We start from the raw sequence: 20410 nt of genomic DNA, 5'->3' as shown, positions 1-20410 counted from the left end.
AAAAGCTCTCAGGAATTGGGTTTAAAGCCGGTGGCCACGTTCAGGAATCGTTTTGACAGGTCATCCTGGGTCATGAAGCCATAGGACAGGGCACGGTAGTTCTGGTTGCGCGGGTCAACCAGGAAGAGCGCCGGAAAGTGCGTGATATTCATCGACCGGGACTGTCCGGTGTCCGGACGGCTTTGCGGCAGGGTGGCCGCCACCTGTCCGTCAACCGAGACCGGAATGAGTGAGATCCCGTTGGTTTTCGCAAAGTCAGCCACCACGCCCGCCATCTGCACATCAATCGGGTCACTGCCCCGGTAGAAGTAGAACAGACCGTACTGCTGCGCCAGCTGCTCCACGGCGCTCTGCCGCGTCTGCTGGTCACGGGTCTGCATAAACGGCGCCATGCTGTTGTAGTGCGGATACTCCAGGTTGTAGTCGAGGTCCGGATGGCTCAGCTGCGCCGCCGCAAAGGACTGGCTGAACATCGATGCCCGGTCCGTCCAGAACTTCTGCCAGCGCAGGAACGTCGCCGTGTTTTCCCTTGAGGGGTACAGGATGGCGCGGTTAAGCGCCTCCTGTGTATACCCTTTCAGCACCCTGGCCTGCTCCATCGGGGACATTTTGCTGAGATCCGGAATGGCCTGCGGTGCTGGCTGCTGCGGTTTCCGGGGCTGCTCAGGGGGCTTTTTCGGTTCGTTGTACCAGGACCAGCCGGTGAACGGCTCAGCCGGCGTCACAATCTCCTCGGCCAGTGCTGTATGGCTCGCCAGCGCCATAAGCAGGCCACAGAGGACACGCTTCATTTGCCACCTCCCTGCTGGTTCACCTGCGCGGCGATGCGATCCTTAATCTGCTTGACCTGCGCGCTGGTATCGGGGATTTTCTGGTTCTTCATCAAATCCTCGTAGAAGTCAGAGAAGTTGATTTTGTCGAAGTCGATACTCTGCAGCTCCGGAACCGTGATCCCCCGGCAGTCCGGGCTGTCACCACTGCCGAATTTAACGCCCAGCTGGTCGCGACGCCCCTGCTCCTGAATGATGCGGGCAAGTTTGCCGTCAAACACACAGTAAACCTTACTTTTCTGAATGCAGGCTCCCAGCACCTTACGGTCGCAACGTTCACCCACGCTAACGGTTATCTTCTTGGCTTTCGCCTTACCGAGAGCAAGTTCATCATCGTTACAGGCTGCCAGCCCGGTATCCTGTCCCCATCCTGAGTCCTTACAGCAGTTTGAGAAGCCAGCAAACGCCTTGCGGCAGCTCATGGCCTTACCCGTGAACGCTCTGACATCTATAGTGCTGTTCTGATCCCTGACATCTTCTGCCGCAGAGGCCAGGCCCGCAAGTTTGGCCACTGCCGTATCAAACCCGTTATCACCGGTACCATTGGTCTCATCACAGGCCCCGGACTTGCAGATGTATTCCCCGCCGCAGACAAGACCACTGGATGACCACGTTTTCTGACACTGATACGTTTCCGACTGGTGAGTACATACCCCGGATTCCGTTGTTGTGCAGGTATGTGAAGAAAGTGTGCAGGCGGGATTATCCATCAGTGAACCGCAGTTTCCCCGGGAACTGGTACCCGTCATGTATTCATCCGACCAGGCCCAGCAACTGTTTGTCTGGCTGTACTCCTTGCCATCAACGATTACCGTACGGGTGCCACCAGGCTCAGTACAGGTACTGCCAGCACTGGACAGCGCCGTTTTTTTGTCAAAACCACAGCTTTCAGTCCAGGTCGTCTGCGGAACCCAAACCTTTGTACCGGTACGGTAAACGATGGTGATGACAAAATGGTACATATGGTTGGTTTTACCCATCTCCCAGATACTGGCAACCCTTTCGGGTACTTTTTGTCTGTTATTAAACGTGATGGTCAGCTTCTCTCCTTCGGTAAAACTCTTACCCGGGGGCAGGTCATACGACCCGGAGGTTTCGTACATCGTCATCAGTGAACCGAGAGCCGTAATGTTCAGGAACCAGAGATCGTTGCTGAACGCTAAATGTTTCTTGAACGTGTAATTCATCGTCGCTGAATACACCGTTCCTTCCGGCATGCTGTACGACACTTCCGGGCTGCTGACGTCCAGATTGTCTGAATCAATGGTGATGGTCTTATAGCTGTAGTTATCCTCATAATGCCCGGTGATACTGGCTGTTCTTCCGCACGTCTGGATGGTGGCCACATCCCGATCGCAGGTAAAGTTCTCAAACGTCGATTTTGATACCGTCGTCTCCTTACACTGCTGACTGGTGCCATTCATGATCCCGCCTGCCGTACCCTCCGCATTTTTTCCGATGGTAATAAAGGGGGCGTTCGGGTCAATTGTGGGGGCCGGGTTTTTGGTACCGGAACTGATCACCGACTGTGCCGCATCATTTCCCTGCAGGGCCGCCTGCCCTTTGTTTGCCAGTCCGCCGTCGCCGCCATTCACACCGCCGTAATACCCTTTCTCCGGTGGGTTAGCGGTATAGCCTGGTATTGCTCCTGTGACGGTACCCGGATTTTTCAGGGCCCCCGTACCGGCAGAGGCATTGCCCTTGCCAAAACTCGCACCCGCCTCAAAGGCTGGATCGGCTGCGCCAGCCAGGAGCGGGAAAAGCATCAGCATCGTTGAAAAGAGTATTTTCATCTGGCAGCCTCCAGGAGATGGCGGGCCGTTGCTGCACAATCACCGCTTTCTGCCACCTTTTCCAGAGCCTGCTGCAGGGGCAGACTTCCCCGGATAACGTCATGATGGCCAGGACAGGTCACCACCAGGGCGGGCACTGTGGTGATATTGTACTGAGTGAACAGTGTCGGATCGATTTGCACACCGGCGTCCTTGTCCTCCTTGCTCAGCTCAAACATGGCTGCCGCAGTCTGGCGCATGTCGTTATTGACCAGTCCACGCAACGTTGGCGGTATGTTGTAACGGCGTGCGTCTTTCAGCATGGGCAGCAGGCCTTCGCGCGGTATGCCGAGGCTCACAAAGTAAATCGCCGGGAAGGTATCTTTTTCCCCCATTGAGGTGGATTGTGCAGCGATATTCCCCTGCAGCCGGTTAATCAAATCCTGTTGTCGCTGTGGCAACAAAGACAAATCTGTCGACGATTGGCCCTGCAGGTCTTCCTTCATGGCTGCCAGCGCGTCCTGCTGACCTTTGATCCAGTTATGGTCGGAAACGGAAATATAGGTCTGTGTGCTGGCCCTGGCCAACGGCGCGAAAGCAATCATGACGCTGATCGTCAGCGCCCGGAGATAAGCGATTTTCATTGTCATGTCCTTAGAGGAAGACGCAGTTACGTTTGCGCCAGAAGAGATAACCGAAGTTCTTTTTGGAGGACGGGGAGTTATGTGTTGTCCCCCACAACTGCGTGCTGGCCCCGAAGGGATGACAGTTGTTCGTCTCGGGATACATGTTCACCATCTGATATCGCCATCGTTCTTTCGGGATGATCGGTGATGGATACTGGTTGCAGACGGCGGTATCCGCGCCGATGGAGTTCCAGACCAGACCCTCACGATGCATCTTGAACGCCATTCGCTCGCCTACCAGCAGAGAGGCCTCCAGCGGAGAAAACTCACCACTGGTAAAGCCCGTCAGCGGGTACATCGACCCCTGGCTTCCTGCACACCAGAACAACGGCGAGAGCGGCAGGCCCGCGGATGCGGCGGCCGCGTCAGCGGCACAGGCCCCCTGAGCAATCAGGTTGCCGAACAGTGCTGCCTCGGGGTTAATCAGCATCGAGAGTGTGCTGTCGTTCCAGAGGGGATCGACCTCGGAAAGATAGGCGATATCCATGTCGCCGGTCTGCAGACAGCCCAGACTGGTGATGATGTTCAACCAGAAAATGAGCGGGTACTTATACCAGTGGACGTGGTAGAACGTACCAGCAGCGGGCCTGTCACTCTGCCCTGCGGTTCCCGTACCCGTTCGCCCGAGATCGATTTTAAAGCCGCCCATGTTAACCATGACGCCCGGCTCACGGGTCACGTCCACCATTGCCATTGGCTCCCAGAACCCGATGGCCAGACCGATGCGGTACAGAATCCCCACCGGGCAAATCTGGATGGGTGAAGACGGGTTGGACGTGTCTTTCTGTGGCCCGGATGCCAGCTGGATATTACCGAGCGTCATTGGAAACAGGCACTTCCAGCAAACGTCCGTGATCGGATTCACCCATCTGCCGTCACCGGCATTACTGGCTGCGGCCGTTGCCTGGGATGGCATCCAGGAAATAAGAACCAGCAACACACCGGCCAGCCATGAAAAGTGCTTCATTTCACCTCCCGCAGCCATACACAGACCGGGCCGTCCTCAGTGTCATGAATGGAGCCGATGAACCAGCCCTCGCCCTCTGGCGCTGAGGGATGCCAGTCACTGACGTCCTGTATGCCCTTTTCCCAGGCCGCGATAACATGGGGAGGCGCGTCATTTTCCATCCAGCGGGTGGCGCAGGTCAGCCTGTGCTGTCGCATCCAGTCGCCAAATTCAGTCTGCGTGGCCTCATCACTGGCGGGGGCAAAATAATGAGGGTGCGTCCAGAAGCCGTTGCGGTCACGGGTAACCGTCACCGGCCTGAGCGTTTCAGGGTGAGTCATGGGGTATCTCCGGGCGTGCCGCAGCCACCGGACGGCGGGAGGGCTTAAGAAATGGTCAGTGGTTTTTCGCTTTATCAGCCGCTTTCATGATGAATGTCAGCCGCTGCTCTTTGGACATATCCTCAAGAGCCAGCAGGCCTGCTCTTAACACGATTGAGGGATAATAAAGGGGATTTTCTGCAAGAATGGCCTTAAGCCGTAAAGCCGATTTTTCATCATGACGAACGGCTGTAACATTCTGCCCCTTTTCAGTATCAGGGTCTTTTTTCATGGCGTTACCTGGTCGGGGGTTAATCGGAAACCGGGATGACATTCAGGCTGAGGCGGAGCGCAACGCAGTGAGCACCGAACATCCTGAATGGCAGCGCGGTTGTATCAGGGTGTGTTTTTTGCAGGCGTCACGGCGAAAGCATAGCCACTGTCATCTTCGTAGCATGCTCCGCTGGATTCGCCCTGTTCTATCCTGCGACCAGCTTCTTCAATATAGAAGGCAAGTGCAGTCGGGGTATAAAACCTTCCAGCCTGCGCCCGGACAATGAAATGCCGGTATTCTGACATACCCGCCGGCGGGAATTGTCCTTCGGTGATATCGTCAGGAACATCATTTCCAGACGGTGAATTAAACCAGCCTGGCGCCACCTTAACCTGCCGCTGCGCAGCTCCATAAAACAGTTCAGTGCTAATGACACCACCTGCAATACGTTCCGGTGTTTCAGGAAATGAACGCTGTTTTTTCACTTTTTCAGCCACATCGTTGATGATTCTCACCACATCCCGCGTCAGGACAGACTGTTTTGCACTGACAGTGATGGTGACCTGTTTTAACGGATAGTTCGTCGGGACGAATTCCGGTACCGGTTTTGTGATGTACCACCCTGCATTTTCACTTCCGCGAATGAGTACATTAAGCAACATGCCGGCATAACCATCGTTCACCGCTGCGTCTTCACTGTCTTTTACCATCTGCTCAGTCACTCTCGGCGTCATTGCCAGCAGACGCGCCCGGAAAATCCGTCGGCTGATTTTTTGCCGGTCTGCCCCTGGCAACCTCCAGCGCTGTGATTTATCCCGCGTCAGTATGTAACCGGCTTCTGTCAGTCCTGTCTCCAGTTCGGCCAGCATCACCTGCCAGTATTCCCGGTTAGCAAATGCATGAACCATATCGGCATGTCGGCCACTGCCAAATTGCGGGAGAGAGACGGGTATTCCCGGTCTGCTCTCCCGCGCCAGACGTACACGCCGTGCATCTGCAAAATACTGAACAGCAATCCAGCCAGCGAGTAGCGCAACGACGACCAGAATACCGGTCATGCCCTCAGTATCGCGCAAACAGGTGAGCATCCCCTGCAGCCCCTGGGGACTGGTGAAACAGCTGATTAACGCCATGCGTTCATCTCCTCCATTCTGTTGCGGATAAGCCTGACTAGGTACAGGGGAAACGCCTCGTCACGTTTTTCCGGCATCGCCGGCAGATGCGGGTTCTCAGCGCGCCACTGATTCCAGGCACCGGTGATCAGCGCCGGTTGCCATGATGCAATTTCAGGGTACAGCTGACAGAGGCGATTCACTTCCTCTTCACTGCCTTTGGTTCCAGTATTGTGTCTCAGTGACATTCTGCGTTCTCCTGCCCTTCGCCTGCGAACAACCTGTCGAGGCGCTCAGAAAGAGACATAGACGGCCTTTTTTTACGTTTCGCGCTGTCCTCGGCCCGCATGTTCTCCAGTAAGAGGTGGATGATGTAGTCCGGGAAACGTTCATCACGTTTCGACGGCTCCCGGCTGTCCTGCTGGTTCTGCTCACACCAGTGGAGCCAGGCTTTGGTCACCAGTACCGGATGCCAGGAGTCAATTTCGGGGTACAGCGTCTTCAGCCGTTCTGCTGTTCCCATGCGCGGAGTTATCTCTGCGGGTGTACGCGGTTTTCTGGCGTAACGGCGATGGGATGTGACCGCCTGACGCATTTCGGGAAACAGGTCACCTAACGTGGTTGCACTCATTTTTTTGCTCCTGATACCGGAATTTCTTCCACTTTCATCACGCGGCCGTCGCGTGAGATCCGCGCGGGGACGTGCTCAAAACCGAATTTACGGGTCAGTACGCCAGACTGGTCGAAGTAGATACGTTCATTAAGCGCATCACTGGTTTCTTTGATGTTGCCGTTCACCAGGATGACCTTCACGCTGGTCTGACCGTCGAGCTGCTGTCGGGTCCAGTTCACCTGCTCCTTATCATCGCCGTCGATAAAAAAGAGCACCTGGTTGAAAGGCACCTTATCCAGAGGATTGACCGTATCGCCCTTCCGGGCGATCACGTTGCCCTGCATGTCAGTGATCGTTTCCTTCACGGTAAATGTCGGGTCCCAGGCAAAGCTGCGGTATTCCTTCGCTTTCGTGAGCCCTTCCACTGGCGTCGGACGTACCGCATGCTCCTTCACTCTTTCCGTTGCCTCTTTGCGCAGGCGGTCAAGTTCGCCCGTCTGCTCCATTCCCTTCAGGCGATTCTGGATAAACGCCAGCATGTCCTGCTCTGCAGGCTCGAAGACGTTGCCCCAGGTTCCGAGATCTTTCGCTCCGCTGCCGGCGGAGAGCATCATCAGCAACATCCCCATCAGCTTCAGTCGTCTTTTCACTGGCCCCCCTGAGTGCGGCGCGCAATGTCGGCACGGATCTCATTCGTGATATCCCGCTGCGGACTCATCACCGCCGGTTTAACCAGAATGATGGCGTTATGTGCTGCCTGCCATTCACCGAGACTGTCTGACAGCGCGGTATTGAAACGCGTTGTCAGCACCCGGGCTTTGTCCTCATCGAGCTGCAGCTGCGCGGACTGCTGCATAAACAGGTCAACGGTTCCCTTCATATCGAAGACCACCACCTCCGGGGTGACGGCTTTCGCCGTCACATATGCCACACCTGTCATGGCCAGAAGTCCCGCCAGCCCCAGCATGCCGGCTTTAACCCAGCGGGATGTTTTGCTGGCGATCGTTGCCCCATCGTTAACGCTGTCGCCGTCATACGGCTTGTCCTGTTGTTCACTCATGCCGCTTTCACCCATTCTTCAAGTTCACGAAGTTCACTGCCAAATTTCTTCTCCGCCAGCAGATATGCCGCTTCTTCCGCAGTGGCCCCGGCTTCCTTCTGCAATTTCTGCATGAAGGCAAAGTCCTCACCACGCGAGCTGAACATGGCGCGGGTGACGGGGTCGACGAACAGACGGTGGAAGGAGCTGTATTCGCCGGCGTTTATCAGCAGGGAGCTGTAACCGGTCTGCAGGGCTGGCTGGAAGCCACGGATAACTTCTTTTTCCATGTCCGAGAACTGATCCGGGTTATCGGCAAGGTACTGTTTAAACGCCTTAGCATCCTGCAACAGGGTGATTTTGGTGGAGCTGTTGTTCCAGGCGGCTTCCGCTTCCTTACTGGCGCTGAAGTCCTTGATGCCCTGGGTGATAGTGATAAACGCGCCACGGTGACGACGCACGGTGCGGTAGCCGGTTTCGATAAACCGTGCCGCGTGCGGGTTGGAGCCACCCAGAAGACGCCAGGCCTCGTCGATGATGCAGACTTTTTTGAGGTCGCGCGGGCTGTGGTACATCTTTTCCTGAATCGCCAGAATGAGCGAGAACAGGATAGCGGAGAGCAGCTTCGGCTTGTCTTCCAGGCTCAGCAGCTCCAGCACCGCGAAGCGGGTTTCACCATCGAGCGTCGGGGTGTCGGCGTTAAAGTATTCACCGTCAGGTCCCCAGGTGCAGTAGGTATCGAGCAGCATGGCCAGCTCAGCGAGACGCGCAATGATGGTTGGCTTGTCTGCAAACGCCTGATTCACATCCTCATTGGTCAGGTAATTATGAACGTCGTCGATACGGGCTTTGTTTGCCTTCTTCTCCCACGCATCCATTACCGCTTTCTGCAGGATCGCCTCGCAGACGCCATCAAGCGGCTGCGTCGGGCTGGCTAGAACCGTCAGCAGACGCACAATCCCTTCAGCAGAGTGCTTGATATCTTTGACGTTGGCGAACGGGTTAAAGCGCAGTTTAGCGCCATCGAGATAAACCCCACCGGCCTGATGACAGTAGTTCTTATAACTGTCACCCATGTCGATAACCCAGGCGTATCCCCCGGCGTTCAGCACGTCGCGCAGGATACCCTGCGTCAGGAAGGATTTACCCGCGCCAGACGTGCCGGTCACGGCGATGTTGAAGTTTGTGCTGCCGTTCTCCTCACCAAACATGTCGTAGAATGCGACCTGGTTGCGGTAGGTCGGCAGCGGCATACCTACATTCGACAGCTGGCGTTCTGCCACGACCGGCATCAGACTCACCGCGTTCCATGACTTGGCGCGCAGCGTCGCGCCTGTTGTTTTCAGGTCTTCCCACATCCCTTCCTGCATGACGAACGGGAAGCCGGCCAGCCAGTTACGCATCTGCTGGTACTGTATCGTTACCATCTCCAGCTCGTTCTTGCGGAACACGTTCACGGCGGCCAGCTCACAGGCCTGTGCGTCAGTATTGTTGTCCGGCGCGAACAGGGTCAGGTTAAAATACGTATTGCAGAGTGCAATTTCGTTATTGTTCAGTTGTTCACGGGTACGTCGCCATTCCTCTGCGGCTCTTTTGGTACCGGGAAAAAGTGCGGCGTAGGCTGAGTTGGCCTTTTTGGACAAATCGGTATCTTTGCGAAATGCCTCACTCTGGCTTTTGGTCTGCTCCTCCAGCTCCGTTGTCCAGGTCAGCATAAAGGGACAGGGTATTCCGAGGTCAGGAAAGCGAATGTTCTGCAGATTGTCCGCCCCCTGCCACAGGGCGAAGCGTTTAGGCGTTTTGGCAAGCTGCATGTTAATGATGCGGCATGCCGATGCCGGCAACCGTGTCCCGCGCGCGTCGATGGTTTCGGGTAACGTCATCCGGAGATGCGACGGATAGACATCAAGCCCTATCCCCTGATCAACCACCTGGCGGTTCAGCTTTTCATCCTCGTTGTAGTCCCCGGAGGACGTCAGCACCTGTTCCTGGCGGTAGTTCATCTGCTCGCGTACCGCGGACAGGAAACCGTTCACATCAACGTTCACGCTGTCGATGCGCGCAGCGCCCAGGGAGACGCGAATGGTGTTGCGGATCTGAACCAGGTCATCAATCACTCGTTGTGTCTGGGAGGCGCGCTTTAGCGGCTGGCCATAGACAAGAAAGATGCGGTAGTTACGCAGGTAAAGCGGGTATTCGCGTTCGTTGGCCAGGCCGTGCAGCGCAGAGCGCTGCCAGAACGCGCGGGTGATTTTATTGAGGTGATCGGCCATCCCTCCTTTCCACATGTCGTTACTCACACCGCGATCGATACGTTCCCCGACACACTTGCTGGCAAGCATGATGACGGTGACGGGAGTCTGGCGGGGCAGTTTTTTGCGCAGCATGTCATCGAGCGCGGCCATCACCTGTTCGTTCGCGCCAGGCAGCGGGGCGGCTTCCATGATGAAGCCTGCAGAGCCGGCGTTGACGAAAATCTCATTGATGTCGTCGTAATACCGGTACGGCAGTGCCGCAACCAGGGACGGGTAGCCCCATGTCTGGGAAAGATTCTCGCGGGCCGTGGCGGCACCGTCTTCCTCTTTCCCGTTTTTCAGCATATCCATCAGGTTGTCGACAAAACTCATTTTCGACCCTCCGCAGCGGCCCGGATTAACTCCAGGCGACGCAGTTTCTCTTCGTCCATCTGCCCGGTGTGCGCTGCATCACCGGCAGTCTTAATCTGCCAGCCACGGCTCACGCTCAGAACGGCCAGCGTTTCATCGTCGGTATCGACTGACTGTGTGGCGGTGATTTGCGCCGTTCCTTTCCGTGTATGGGTGAATGATTTCACCAGATGAACGATGCCGTTCCTGCCGGAAACGTAGTGGCTGCTCATTCCCCGCCCTCCCCGATAACGCGGTAGCTTTCATCCCAGTGTGATTTGTTTTTCACGAACTCGACCACAGCCGGCTGATGGAAGTTGTCGTCCGTGTCCACCCAGGGGGCAATCCACAGGCGCTGCGTGGCGTCAGGAATACGCTGAACCGGAACGCGGCCCGCCGTGTTAACCGGCACGGGGGTGATATGACTGGTCGTGGCCAGCGGCGTGACCAGTGAACCGGACGTTTTCGCTGGCGCAGTGGTGAGTGGCTTAGCGGCGCTGGTTCCGGTTGCTGCGACGGAGACAGGACGGAACGGATTCACGACCGGTGCCGAATTGCGCAGTGCCGGGAGGGTTTCACCCGCAGGCTTTTTTGCGGTTTTTTCGGACGTCAGGTCATCCAGACTTTTACCCTGAGCGGCCAGCTTATTGGCCTCACCGGTGGTCAGGCACTGGTCGGTCGCAGTCTTGTTACAGTCGAAATCAGAATTGAGACCGGCGCAGCCGGTCAGTGCGCTGCACAGCAGTGCAGCACCCAGTAGTTTTTTCATGGGGGTAACTCCGGTTGGAATTTCAGGGTTGTGGTGATAAACGAATGAGAAGGCTCTGGTACAAAATTAATTACGTTGAGCGTGGAGGACTACTATAAAGAACTGGAATACTCCGCTGGAGAACACACCAATGAAGAACATATTAATTGTCACGAAGTCCAAGCTCATCCGTATGAAGCCGTATACGTTGATAACCAGGAGAATTGTGAGCCAGGGTGCTATAACACCAAAGGCCGCTTCCCTGATTTCATTTCTGCTATACGTTACCGAAGTGGCCACAAGTAGTATCAGGCATTCCGGCTTCCTTATCTGGCGGTTCTGCAGGCTGTGACAAACGATGAACGGAGTACACGAAACTCAATCACATCGTTACGCTCAAGGAGCCTGAGGGCGTCCGGCGAGCAGGCCATTGCCGCCTTCAGTACCAGTGAAACGGCCAGGCTGCGGTAACGATTTTCCAGAACTGTGGGAGCATTGCGGGGTACGACAGACAACACACGCAGATATGCTTTCCAGGCGTCCGGGTGGGCTGTTGCCTCACGCTCCACAGCTTCAAGCTGTATTGAATTCTCCATCTCTGTTTTGGCAGCAGCGGCTGCCTGGTTAAAAGTCACCGCGGCAGCAGCTGCATTCACCGCACCAGGTGTTGCCAGGGAGAACGCAATCAGCACAACTGCGGTTGTGCGCTTCATTTGTCCTCCTCATTACATTCAGCTTTCTGGTCAGACTCCCGTTTATCCAGCCATTTAGTGAAACTGTAGCGTTGCCGTTCATCTCGCTGACGCCTGAAAAGCGCACGTGCTTCTTTTTCGTCCTTGAGCCATGCAGCAACGTCATCAGGCTCTATTGCACGCTTCTCATTTACGGTGCGGCACAGTTTTTCGAACGCGTCCTGATTCATTGGGCTGTAGGACAGCAATGCCTGATTGATTCGACCTTCCCAGGTGTCAGGGGTATCTTCTTTTCCTGTAAAGAGCCGGAGCAAAAGGAAGGCGAGCATGAAGCCCAGAACGACAAACCCAGCCTTAATATGAAAAACACCGTAGAGAAAAATACTGCAAGGCAGAAGTGCGAGCGCTGTGGGCATCAAAAACCGCCGGTACTTGTAAATCTTTTTCCCGGCACGCCATTTGTTCAGGTCTTCTTCGATAACATCCAGCCTGGTTTTATACGACATATGCAGTGCCTCCTTAGTTAATGGTGTCGCCGGAATGTGGCTGGCGCCCACCACGAAGAACGGCATCCGAAATGGCGCTGAACTCCGCATCCAGCCACTGTCTGAGTTCTTCCTGCATCAACTCATCCTTATGAAAAACAGAGACGGCCAGGGTACGCATGGCATCAATATCAAGCGGCTCATATGCCCGAATTTTCTTCTGTATTTTTTCTTCCCATGTTTCACCTGGCTGTAACAATCCGGCGAGAATAAATGCTATTCCAATAGCAAAGGAAGCCACGGCAAGCCTCTGATTGCCTGACCAGAAGCTAAAAATCAGCATCCCTGTAGCGGTTAATACTCCTACAAAAAATATCCAGTGGGGTTTTGTTTTTTTTCCTGCAGACCAGTCTTTCCAGTCCCGTTCAATACCCCTCAGAAAATTGATACGGTCATCTATGCGTGGTCCCTTCATTTGCCCTCCTTTTGGTCACTGTCGTTTGGTCCCGGGAGGGGTTCGACGGAGTCATCTGGCCAGATGGGAGGTCGTATACGAATCAGGACGATGGCCATGAAGATTGCACCAAAGATGCGAAATGCGTATTCCTCCCGCACTCCTTTGATAATGATTGCAATCACCGCCACCCACCAGAGGACCCAGCAAATCGAATAGAGCCAGTTAACTGTTATCCTTATTCGACGTTTCACATCCTTTGCTTTGCAGTCTGACCCGTCCCCCTGCGCTGTTGTTTTCATTTGTCCTCCTTTTCTTCAGGTGCTGCTTCTGAATGTGGTGAGTGCAGTTCCCGCCACACCATGCCACCGGGAATTGATTCAGCAAGAAAAAGGTTTCCAGCCAGCCAGATAACTAATCCGGTCAGCTGTATCCACTTAAAACTGGAGTAAAGAGTGGCGAACAAAATGGACCATGAAACGATGAATGTCAGCGCTGGCCTCCATCGGGTTGTTGCCCAAAACAGTAATTTTCGTGCGTCCATCTTCATCCCTCATCAGTTGATGGTGTCACCGAGGCGCAGTTGACTGGCCTGGCGGAGAACATCATCAGGGTTGATGTTGCCGACTGAGCTGGTGCTGGATGCAGTGGTCTGGCTCGCCGGCTGAGGAGTCACGGCGTTCTGCGCGGCGTTGCCGGCTTTCTGCAGTTCCTCTTTCGCCTTCGCGTCCTCAGCATCCTCGATGGTTTCAAGGCGGAAACCTTTCTGGAACACAACAGTGACCAGGTTGCCGGCACCGATATCAATTACCGGGTGATACTGCTCAGCGCGCTTAATCCAGTACTGACTCAGCGTATCTGCGGCCTTATTAGCCCCGCCGCCAAAGCCCTGCTTAAACACATCTGCCGCGCCAACGTCAGCTGTGGCGCCGATGCCCACGGATGGCGTTGCCGCCGATTTGATACCCTCGCCAAAGCCAGACAGGAGGCCTGCTGCCCCCGCATAGCCGACAATCATGCCGTTTCGCATAACAGGCTTGCCGCGAACGCCGCCTTTCCCCTGGTAGCTGACATGGCCATCGAACTCCATATCGACGTGCTTGCCGTTCTTCAGCACGCAGCTGATTGTCTTCGTCCGGACAACGCCACGCTCACTGGAGATATCACCCCAGATTTCACCCACCACAAAGCAGCCGTCTGCGCTGTACTCTTTGTTGTTCGGCATCTGAATATTGCCCAGCAGGCGGATGGTGACGGGCTGGGTGTTCTGCTGACCGGTAACACTGGCGTTGGCGTCTGCACCTTCAATCATGATGGCGTCAGAGAAGGAGCCTGACGGAATCCAGGGCAGTTTCGTTGGCTTTTTCTTCAGGCTTTCATAGCTGAACTTTGTGGTGCTCAGTCCGCCTGTCATTCTCTGGCCAGAGCCGCCCGGGTAGAACGCTGCGCCCTGCCCCATATTCACACCAGTGGCGGCCGGTGTGCCTGAGGGGGTCACGGTGTATTCGGGTGGCCGGGCCTGACCGGCAGCAACAGGACCGGGGAGTGGTGTTCCGTTCTGGCCGGCAGGTTGTGTCTGCTGGCCAGTGGTCGTGTTGCTGCCGGGGGCTTTCGTTAGCTGGTCATTCAGGCGCTGAATTTCTTCATCCTTTTTGGCCAGCTGTTGTTCGGTGGTGAGCTTGTTCTGTGCAAACTGCTGGGTGAGCGTGGCGAGCTTGTCCTCAAGTGCGGAGGTCTTGGCCTGCTGCTGTGCCAGTGCGGCATCGTTAACCTGCTGGTTAAACGCTGCCGTGACCACACCGGTCATGTTTGGGGTGGCAACCGGCGCGGGCTGTTTCTGTTCCTGCTGATGTTGCCCGTACCAGATAACGCCGCTCGTGGCGGCGGCGCCTCCCACGATAACGGCGGCAAGAATGGCCAGTTGTTTGCGCCGGGTTTTCAGGTTTTTATTCAGGCTCATGGGCGGGTGTCTCCGTCATCTGAAAACACAATCCAGGCGTAGCCTTCGCCACCGGCATAAAGCTGGTTCTGCGACAGCATCACGGCCCGGACGCCCTTGCGCCAGAAATCGCGCTCGCGCAGGATGCGGGTGATGCTGCCCGGGTTGCTCATCCGGAAGCGCACAACGCGCAGGTGGTTACCAACAAACTGGCGTTCCGGTGTCAGGCGTACATCACTGGCGGGTGTGTATGCAGGCATGCGGCTGACCGGATACTCCTGGTAGTCGTCCGGCACCTGACCGTTGACTACGGCGCGGGACAGTGCGACCAGTGTTTTTTCGTAGGTCTGCCCTTCTTCCCATGCCTTCGCATCGTCGTTCTTGCGAAGTGGTGGTGACATCGGGGTGAAGCGCAGTGTTTTGCCGTTACCCGGCTGCGGCCTGATGTTCAGGCTCAGGGATGAGCCGCGGTCGGTCTGAATAAACAGCGTGAAGTTCTGGCTGACAAGCGGAGACAGAATAAGTGCTCCGTCGTCGGTCTGGCTCTGGTCATAGGCACCGGTTGGTCCGCTGATGCTGGTAATGAGTTCTCCGTCGACAACAACCTTGCTCGGGTTGGTGTTGCTGAGAGTGACGTTAAAGGCGGCGTCGTTCTCAAACGGAATGGCTGCGGGTGCGGAAGCGGCCCGGAGGTCGCTGTTAAATAATCCCGCTGCCAGAAACACAGCAGCAGCTGCCGGTGAAATACGAAATTTCATGGGCAGTCCTGTCAGTTGGTGGTGGATGCCGGCTGGAGTTCTTCGAAGCTGTGGAGGTTAATCACACCGTTCTCATAACTCAGTTTCAGGCGGTAGGTTTTTTCCTGGTCTTTCATTGGCGTGATGATTACGCCGTTAGTGGTGGAGGACTTCAGAACCCCGCTGTACTGCACGGAGCCATCATCCATGACGCGAATTTCTTTCGTGTCGAACTGGGTGGAAATGCCCGCTTTCCTGATGCGTTCAGCTTCAATGTCAAGAGCTTTCTTGAGTTCGTCCCGTTCGTCGGAAGGGACGAATCCAAGAATCATTTTCTGGTTGGTGTCGATGTTTTCCGGGGTGACGTTCAGTCGCCAGTAAATAAAGGAGGCGGCGAATTGTGTCAGGCCTGGGGCATCGACACCTTTTGAATCTGATGCGAAGGGGCGATTAAATGTTAATGGTGTGGTAATGGTTTTCTGGGTGGTGGCAAAATACCATGCAAGCGAACCTGTCAGTACGTTACCGGCCCCCATAAGTAAAGTTAAAGCTGAAAGACCAATAAACGCATAGCGGAGTTGTTTATCGCGCTCTCCTTTAATATTCAGTTTCATGAAAACTATGCCCTCCAGTGCCGGAAACTAGAATCAGGTATCTGGCGAAAGGTTACTTTGAATAAAAGTGATGGCAGGTGCCAGTAACAGAAATTAAGTAACCAGTACGACCCCTGCCCTTTTTTCAGATATCTGACGATGAACCAGAGGATTCCCGCTATAACGCCAAGTTCAACTGACAGATTGTTAAGCACCCCCAGAATGAGAAGGGGTGCGGTAACAATTAACTCATCAACTGGCAAGCCAAAATAGCGGTCCTGCTGGTTCATTGTTTCCGGGAAGTTATATTTATCTCCTTCCCCGTTCATCATTTAGCTCGCGATACCGAAGGCGACACGGGTAAAGATGATTGCCATAACGATACCGACGAATACCAGTGGTGAGCGGGCCTTGATGTAAATAAACAGGCCCATGATGATTTCGGCAATGTAGAACCATTTAATCAATGAAGAGCCAGAGCCGAAGGTGGAATTAACCGTGGTGTTCTGCGAGGAAAGAAGGTCGGTTCCGCCGGCAAATGCCGGGTGAGTGACCATCAGTGCAATTAAAAAAGCGCCTGCTGACTTTAAGTAAAATTTAGCCTGGCGATTTTCGCGTGCTTTGCGGAATAAAGACGCTACCGCCCATCCCTTACCGACGTTAAGGGCACTGCCTTTGGTTAACATGATTGTTTTCTCCGAAGTAAACAAAAGTGGCTCGCGTAAGTGCTTGTTTACGCGGGCGCAATTGTCCCATGACCCTAAAAAAAAAAAACTGTGACACATGTCACAGTTTTTGGGATCATTCAGATTTATCCGAATATGTAAGTGAGTAGGCTTGGTTGACCAGAAAGTATGGAAATGGCCTCCGGGATCTATAGCTATGAAAGTTAAAGAGAAATTGTTGGATGGTCGCGGCCGTCCACGTAAGTTCCAGCCAGGTGAAGCGGTGGAGTGGCGGTTGCGTGCTCCGGATAATCTGCTTATGGAGCTGAGAATATGTGCCAGGGCTGGTAACAGAAGCGTGAATGACGAAATTATTGCCAGGCTTTTATTGTCGCTGAATTATCAGCCGGGCAAGGCTGTCATTAAAACTGCGGAGGGTGAACGTCTCATTGCACTGGCGGTGAAATTTGAGGAGTGGCTGGGAAATTTACTTGATGGTGAATCCGTTGGTGTTGTGGATGATGTTAAAGTCCCGCCCAAACAGGAGCAGTTGTGGGTGTGGCGTGAGGGTGAAAGAATTTTACTTCCAGGGAAAACAACTGGCTACAGCATGCGTATTCCTGAGAATCTCGCGGATGAAATCAGGGCGATGGCGAAGGTTCATAACCGTAGTCTTAATGACGAAATGCTTACCCGTCTGATGAATACGCTGGGTTATTTTACGGAAAGGTTACTTGACCAGAACGAGGATGCGCAGGCGCTTAAAGTTCTTTGTATGGAGTTCGAGGTGTTTCTGAAGGAAAAAATAAGAGAGGTGGAGAAAAGTGACCTTCCGTGGGATGAAAAGCCGTCCCAGTGATCGATTCTGGCCGGAGTGTTCCGGCCAAAGAAGCTAGTTTACCCTGCCAGGAAGTGGTCTTTTTCGGCTTTATCTTCCGCATCGTTAATTGCACTGATATTGGTGTTTATGAGCTCTTCCAGTTTCACGCCAGAGTCGGGACCTTTGAGTGTAACGAAGATGTCAGAAACAAGGGCAGTCAGAATCATAATACCTTCTCGCGACCCGGAGACTTTCTTTATAAGGTCGCGCCTGAAGCCATCCAGGTCAAATGAGCTTCCTTCTTCTTTCGATTTGTAAACCATTAGCCCAAGGCGTACTAATTCGTTGACTATTGATGAGTAGTTCATCTCAGAGGTGGTGGCCCCTTTCTGTAGTTCTATTTCAAGAATATCATGTATTTCGCGGTCAATTTTGTCTTTAAAGTAAATGTTCTTTCTTGGCATAATAATTTCTCGATATTCTAATGCAGTGCCTGATGCGGCACTGCAATGGCGAGCTTTAACAACTGTCAGTGGTGCTGTGTTATGGTAACCAACTGATTTTATATCTAATCCATCCCTAAAGATGTGTGCTAATCAGGCACTATGATGTGTGTGCATTAGGCACTATGATGTGTGTGGTTCAGGCACCATCTACTTTTAAGTTACTCTATTAATTGAATACACACAATCCCCACACTTCAGAGTGCTGTATTAGCACACATTGCAGTGCCTGATTAAGCACTGCAATGTGTGTCAATCCACACACCTTAAGCGCGCATACTCAAAAATTACGAAATAAAACACACATCATGCCACTGAATTTAAAGAAAAAATCTGCAAGACGAAGTCTTGCGTGGGGTGTGATGTTTTAAAGGGTTAGTAAGGAGCGGCATGTTAATACCGGCTACTGCTCTGACATGTTTATTTCGGGCAGGTGTTAAATCCCCGCAGGAAAGCGCTCACGCGCGTTTGTAGTGAATTTACTTGATTACGACGATCCGCCGGGGTATTTTTTAAAGCGCCTCTCCAGGGCCCGTTTATTTCGCTAAAAGGCCAAACCATGAAAATATCGTTACTGCCTGCTGCTTTGCTGACTCTTTCACTATCTGCTGGCGCAGCTCCGCAGATGTGCTTTGATCAGGCCGGGAAAGATTATCAAATTGATCCGCTTCTGCTTATGTCAATTTCGATTAAAGAGAGCCATCTGGTACCGGATGCGATAAATGGATCAAACAGGGATGGGACAGAAGATGTCTGCGGTATGCAGGTAAACAGCTCTCATTACGGTAAACTTAAAAACTTCAATATTACCCGTGAGCGCCTGTTAAATGATCCATGTATCTGCGTTTATACGGGTGCATGGGTACTGGCGCACAACTTCAGGTCATACGGAAAAAACTGGGACAGCGTGGGGATGTATAATACGGGGCCGAGCAAAAAGCTCATTGTGCAGCGCAAGGCTTATGCTCAGGATATCAAAAATATATATCGCGTTTTGCTGGCCAGAAAAAAGTTACTTTCTGAACACCTGGCGCCAGCTGCGGGTAAGGAGCATGAGATAAAAACTACTGAAACAGCATCGCTTAACAACGAACAGTAAAAAGCCGCTCTGTTGAGCGGCTTAATTTTCAGGCCTTCAGTTTTGCAAACTCCTCAGCCATTTTCCAGAGCACCTGATTTAATTTAATGTCACCATCAATTCCGGTGACTTCCCGCGTTCTGGTCACCTTCCCTTTTTGCGTTCTGCCACGAATCCCACCACGGATCACATTTTCCTGTACCACGTTAAACGTGGTCCATAAATCCTGGCCTCTGTCGAGTACCCGGCGGGGGTTAATAATTTGCTCCGGTGTAATCGGCGCTGGTTTTCCATCGTACTTAAGTTCCAGGGCGGTCGCACCAAAAAGGCGCTGCTCAGGCAAAGTAAGCTCAATGCTTTTCATGAGGTCAATATTTTCATCAACCGCGTCAAATGTTTTCAGCACCGTATAAGCGCCTTCAATAACCTGCCCGACAATATCCCCTTTATGGGGTACGCGGATTTCACCAAAATCCTTCCATGCAACCAGACCATTACTGCAAACCTGACGGAACATACCGGGGATCATTTTATAGCTGCTTGAACCATCATGGCTATTCAGCAGAATAATTTCCGGTACTTCTTTCCCGTTAATCTGGTCATGACGACGCAGGCGAAGCATATGTTTTGTAAATTCGCGTTTATCCTGGTCACGTGTGCGTGACTGCGTTGCATAATACGGCTGAAACCCTTCATCACGTAAACGGTCAAGAATATTTATGGTCGGGATATATGTATAACGTTCAGAGCGTGAATCGTGTTTATCCGATGAGAACGCGCTTGGAACGATGAGCTGTAATTCCTCATTCGTCAGCGGACGGTCTTTACGGATCGAGGTGGGCATACGATAGCGGCTTGCGAAACTGACCATTTTTATTTACTCCTGATTATTTAGTAAGTGATGAAGTAATAACGCGGTTAAAATTATCCAGCGGCATTGCAGCTGCCACCGGGCGACCATCCACAACCCAGACAGAGATATAATCCGGGCATTCGTCATTAATTAACGTCAGCTCAGTGGCATTCTCTGGCGGCGTAAAAATTGCCGGTTGTGGCTCCCCTTCAGATGCTGCCAGGACCCAGCAAAACAGATCCGTGAACTGGGACGTGGTGAGGTTTGAATCACATCTTCCGGTAGATTCTTGAGCGGCGGTTTTGACGTTGACGTTTTGTGTGTGCATCCTGGTTTTCTCCTGTGGTGATGGTTGTCCATCTCCCTGGTGAGTTCTCTCGCGGCAAAGGGCAAAAGGAGCGACGGCGGGGCGGCAGGAGAAGGGCGCAGACAAAAGTTTTTGCGGCACGCAAAAAGTTTTGGCGGAGTGCATTTCACCCTTCGGATGACGACCTGACGGTGCTACGACAAGCCCTCCGCGTGAGGACGCACGGGGGATGGCCTCACCGGGGGAACAGGATGCACGCACCCGACACGTCGGAACGGCGTGGCGCCATTAAAGCGACG

The 20410-nt window shown here is 53.6% G+C and carries 29 protein-coding genes; 2 read left to right on the top strand and 27 right to left on the bottom strand.

Annotated features, from left to right (window positions below; translation table 11 throughout):
- Positions 1-8 precede the first annotated feature (8 nt).
- From traF to HX884_RS12295, 24 genes are all read right to left on the bottom strand, one after another.
- Positions 9-791, bottom strand: a complete 783-nt coding sequence (gene traF / locus HX884_RS12410; RefSeq protein ID WP_061549494.1) for a type-F conjugative transfer system pilin assembly protein TraF — start codon at positions 789-791, stop codon at positions 9-11.
- The gene (traN, locus tag HX884_RS12405) at positions 788-2623 is read right to left on the bottom strand and encodes a type-F conjugative transfer system mating-pair stabilization protein TraN (RefSeq protein ID WP_110820873.1); all 1836 of its coding nucleotides are present in this window, start codon (positions 2621-2623) and stop codon (positions 788-790) included. Before traN ends, traF begins: the two co-directional genes overlap by 4 nt.
- Positions 2620-3246, bottom strand: a complete 627-nt coding sequence (gene trbC, locus HX884_RS12400) for a type-F conjugative transfer system pilin assembly protein TrbC (protein WP_110820874.1) — start codon at positions 3244-3246, stop codon at positions 2620-2622. The genes traN and trbC overlap by 4 nt, the downstream gene beginning before the upstream one ends.
- Before the next feature lie 10 nt (positions 3247-3256).
- The gene (gene traU, locus HX884_RS12395; RefSeq protein ID WP_061549491.1) at positions 3257-4255 is read right to left on the bottom strand and encodes a conjugal transfer pilus assembly protein TraU; all 999 of its coding nucleotides are present in this window, start codon (positions 4253-4255) and stop codon (positions 3257-3259) included.
- Complete coding sequence (locus tag HX884_RS12390; protein WP_061549490.1) at positions 4252-4575, bottom strand: hypothetical protein; 324 nt, start codon at positions 4573-4575, stop codon at positions 4252-4254. Before HX884_RS12390 ends, traU begins: the two co-directional genes overlap by 4 nt.
- A gap of 55 nt (positions 4576-4630) precedes the next feature.
- Positions 4631-4846, bottom strand: coding sequence for a hypothetical protein (locus tag HX884_RS12385; RefSeq protein WP_061549489.1), 216 nt, complete (start codon positions 4844-4846; stop codon positions 4631-4633).
- 104 nt (positions 4847-4950) lie between these two features.
- Positions 4951-5961, bottom strand: coding sequence for a hypothetical protein (locus tag HX884_RS12380; protein ID WP_110820875.1), 1011 nt, complete (start codon positions 5959-5961; stop codon positions 4951-4953).
- A complete protein-coding gene (locus tag HX884_RS12375) occupies positions 5952-6188 on the bottom strand; it encodes a hypothetical protein (protein ID WP_061549487.1) in 237 nt (78 codons plus the stop codon). The genes HX884_RS12380 and HX884_RS12375 overlap by 10 nt, the downstream gene beginning before the upstream one ends.
- Positions 6179-6571: a hypothetical protein gene (locus HX884_RS12370; RefSeq protein ID WP_061549486.1), complete on the bottom strand. Its 393-nt coding sequence runs from the start codon at positions 6569-6571 to the stop codon at positions 6179-6181. Before HX884_RS12370 ends, HX884_RS12375 begins: the two co-directional genes overlap by 10 nt.
- Positions 6568-7203, bottom strand: a complete 636-nt coding sequence (gene traW, locus HX884_RS12365) for a type-F conjugative transfer system protein TraW (RefSeq protein WP_061549485.1) — start codon at positions 7201-7203, stop codon at positions 6568-6570. Before traW ends, HX884_RS12370 begins: the two co-directional genes overlap by 4 nt.
- The gene (gene trbI, locus HX884_RS12360) at positions 7200-7613 is read right to left on the bottom strand and encodes a type-F conjugative transfer system protein TrbI (RefSeq protein WP_178328258.1); all 414 of its coding nucleotides are present in this window, start codon (positions 7611-7613) and stop codon (positions 7200-7202) included. Before trbI ends, traW begins: the two co-directional genes overlap by 4 nt.
- Complete coding sequence (gene traC / locus HX884_RS12355; RefSeq protein ID WP_013087206.1) at positions 7610-10219, bottom strand: type IV secretion system protein TraC; 2610 nt, start codon at positions 10217-10219, stop codon at positions 7610-7612. Before traC ends, trbI begins: the two co-directional genes overlap by 4 nt.
- On the bottom strand, positions 10216-10470 hold the full coding sequence (locus tag HX884_RS12350; RefSeq protein WP_178328257.1) for a hypothetical protein: 255 nt from the start codon (positions 10468-10470) through the stop codon (positions 10216-10218). The genes traC and HX884_RS12350 overlap by 4 nt, the downstream gene beginning before the upstream one ends.
- A complete protein-coding gene (gene traV, locus HX884_RS12345; protein WP_178328256.1) occupies positions 10467-11006 on the bottom strand; it encodes a type IV conjugative transfer system lipoprotein TraV in 540 nt (179 codons plus the stop codon). The genes HX884_RS12350 and traV overlap by 4 nt, the downstream gene beginning before the upstream one ends.
- Before the next feature lie 305 nt (positions 11007-11311).
- A complete protein-coding gene (locus HX884_RS12340; RefSeq protein WP_107112181.1) occupies positions 11312-11698 on the bottom strand; it encodes a hypothetical protein in 387 nt (128 codons plus the stop codon).
- Positions 11695-12183, bottom strand: a complete 489-nt coding sequence (locus tag HX884_RS12335; protein WP_178328255.1) for a hypothetical protein — start codon at positions 12181-12183, stop codon at positions 11695-11697. Before HX884_RS12335 ends, HX884_RS12340 begins: the two co-directional genes overlap by 4 nt.
- 13 nt (positions 12184-12196) lie before the next feature.
- Positions 12197-12637 (bottom strand): MgtC/SapB family protein, encoded by a 441-nt coding sequence (locus HX884_RS12330; protein ID WP_178328254.1) that lies wholly within the window; start codon positions 12635-12637, stop codon positions 12197-12199.
- On the bottom strand, positions 12634-12918 hold the full coding sequence (locus HX884_RS12325) for a hypothetical protein (protein ID WP_178328253.1): 285 nt from the start codon (positions 12916-12918) through the stop codon (positions 12634-12636). The genes HX884_RS12330 and HX884_RS12325 overlap by 4 nt, the downstream gene beginning before the upstream one ends.
- The gene (locus HX884_RS12320; RefSeq protein ID WP_061549475.1) at positions 12915-13160 is read right to left on the bottom strand and encodes a hypothetical protein; all 246 of its coding nucleotides are present in this window, start codon (positions 13158-13160) and stop codon (positions 12915-12917) included. Before HX884_RS12320 ends, HX884_RS12325 begins: the two co-directional genes overlap by 4 nt.
- Before the next feature lie 12 nt (positions 13161-13172).
- The gene (traB, locus tag HX884_RS12315; protein ID WP_178328252.1) at positions 13173-14576 is read right to left on the bottom strand and encodes an F-type conjugal transfer pilus assembly protein TraB; all 1404 of its coding nucleotides are present in this window, start codon (positions 14574-14576) and stop codon (positions 13173-13175) included.
- Positions 14573-15313, bottom strand: coding sequence for a type-F conjugative transfer system secretin TraK (gene traK / locus HX884_RS12310; RefSeq protein WP_178328251.1), 741 nt, complete (start codon positions 15311-15313; stop codon positions 14573-14575). Before traK ends, traB begins: the two co-directional genes overlap by 4 nt.
- A gap of 11 nt (positions 15314-15324) precedes the next feature.
- Positions 15325-15906 carry a type IV conjugative transfer system protein TraE gene (locus tag HX884_RS12305; RefSeq protein WP_178328250.1) on the bottom strand — a complete coding sequence of 194 codons (582 nt, stop codon included), beginning with the start codon at positions 15904-15906 and terminating at the stop codon, positions 15325-15327.
- 5 nt (positions 15907-15911) lie between these two features.
- On the bottom strand, positions 15912-16214 hold the full coding sequence (gene traL / locus HX884_RS12300; RefSeq protein ID WP_178328260.1) for a type IV conjugative transfer system protein TraL: 303 nt from the start codon (positions 16212-16214) through the stop codon (positions 15912-15914).
- A 3-nt stretch (positions 16215-16217) separates the two neighbouring features.
- A complete protein-coding gene (locus HX884_RS12295) occupies positions 16218-16571 on the bottom strand; it encodes a type IV conjugative transfer system pilin TraA (RefSeq protein WP_013087194.1) in 354 nt (117 codons plus the stop codon).
- Positions 16572-16767: 196 nt separating this feature from the next.
- On the opposite strand from HX884_RS12295, the gene HX884_RS12290 reads away from it, so the two are divergent.
- Positions 16768-17409 carry an Arc family DNA-binding protein gene (locus HX884_RS12290; protein WP_178328249.1) on the top strand — a complete coding sequence of 214 codons (642 nt, stop codon included), beginning with the start codon at positions 16768-16770 and terminating at the stop codon, positions 17407-17409.
- A 38-nt stretch (positions 17410-17447) separates the two neighbouring features.
- Here the strand turns inward: HX884_RS12290 and HX884_RS12285 are convergent, their stop codons facing one another.
- Positions 17448-17834 (bottom strand): relaxosome protein TraM, encoded by a 387-nt coding sequence (locus HX884_RS12285; protein ID WP_080782556.1) that lies wholly within the window; start codon positions 17832-17834, stop codon positions 17448-17450.
- A gap of 598 nt (positions 17835-18432) precedes the next feature.
- On the opposite strand from HX884_RS12285, the gene HX884_RS12280 reads away from it, so the two are divergent.
- Positions 18433-18972 carry a lytic transglycosylase domain-containing protein gene (locus tag HX884_RS12280; RefSeq protein ID WP_178328248.1) on the top strand — a complete coding sequence of 180 codons (540 nt, stop codon included), beginning with the start codon at positions 18433-18435 and terminating at the stop codon, positions 18970-18972.
- Positions 18973-19000: 28 nt separating this feature from the next.
- Here the strand turns inward: HX884_RS12280 and HX884_RS12275 are convergent, their stop codons facing one another.
- Entirely contained in the window at positions 19001-19822 is an 822-nt protein-coding gene (locus HX884_RS12275) for a DUF932 domain-containing protein (protein WP_110820880.1), read from the bottom strand.
- A 16-nt stretch (positions 19823-19838) separates the two neighbouring features.
- Positions 19839-20276, bottom strand: a complete 438-nt coding sequence (locus tag HX884_RS12270; protein ID WP_256737131.1) for a hypothetical protein — start codon at positions 20274-20276, stop codon at positions 19839-19841.
- Positions 20277-20410: the final 134 nt, after the last annotated feature.

Source organism: Enterobacter sp. SECR19-1250 (assembly GCF_013391025.1).
Classification (GTDB): domain Bacteria; phylum Pseudomonadota; class Gammaproteobacteria; order Enterobacterales; family Enterobacteriaceae; genus Enterobacter; species Enterobacter cloacae.
Note: the sequence above shows the minus strand (reverse complement) of the source record. Positions and strands in the feature narration are given on the sequence as shown.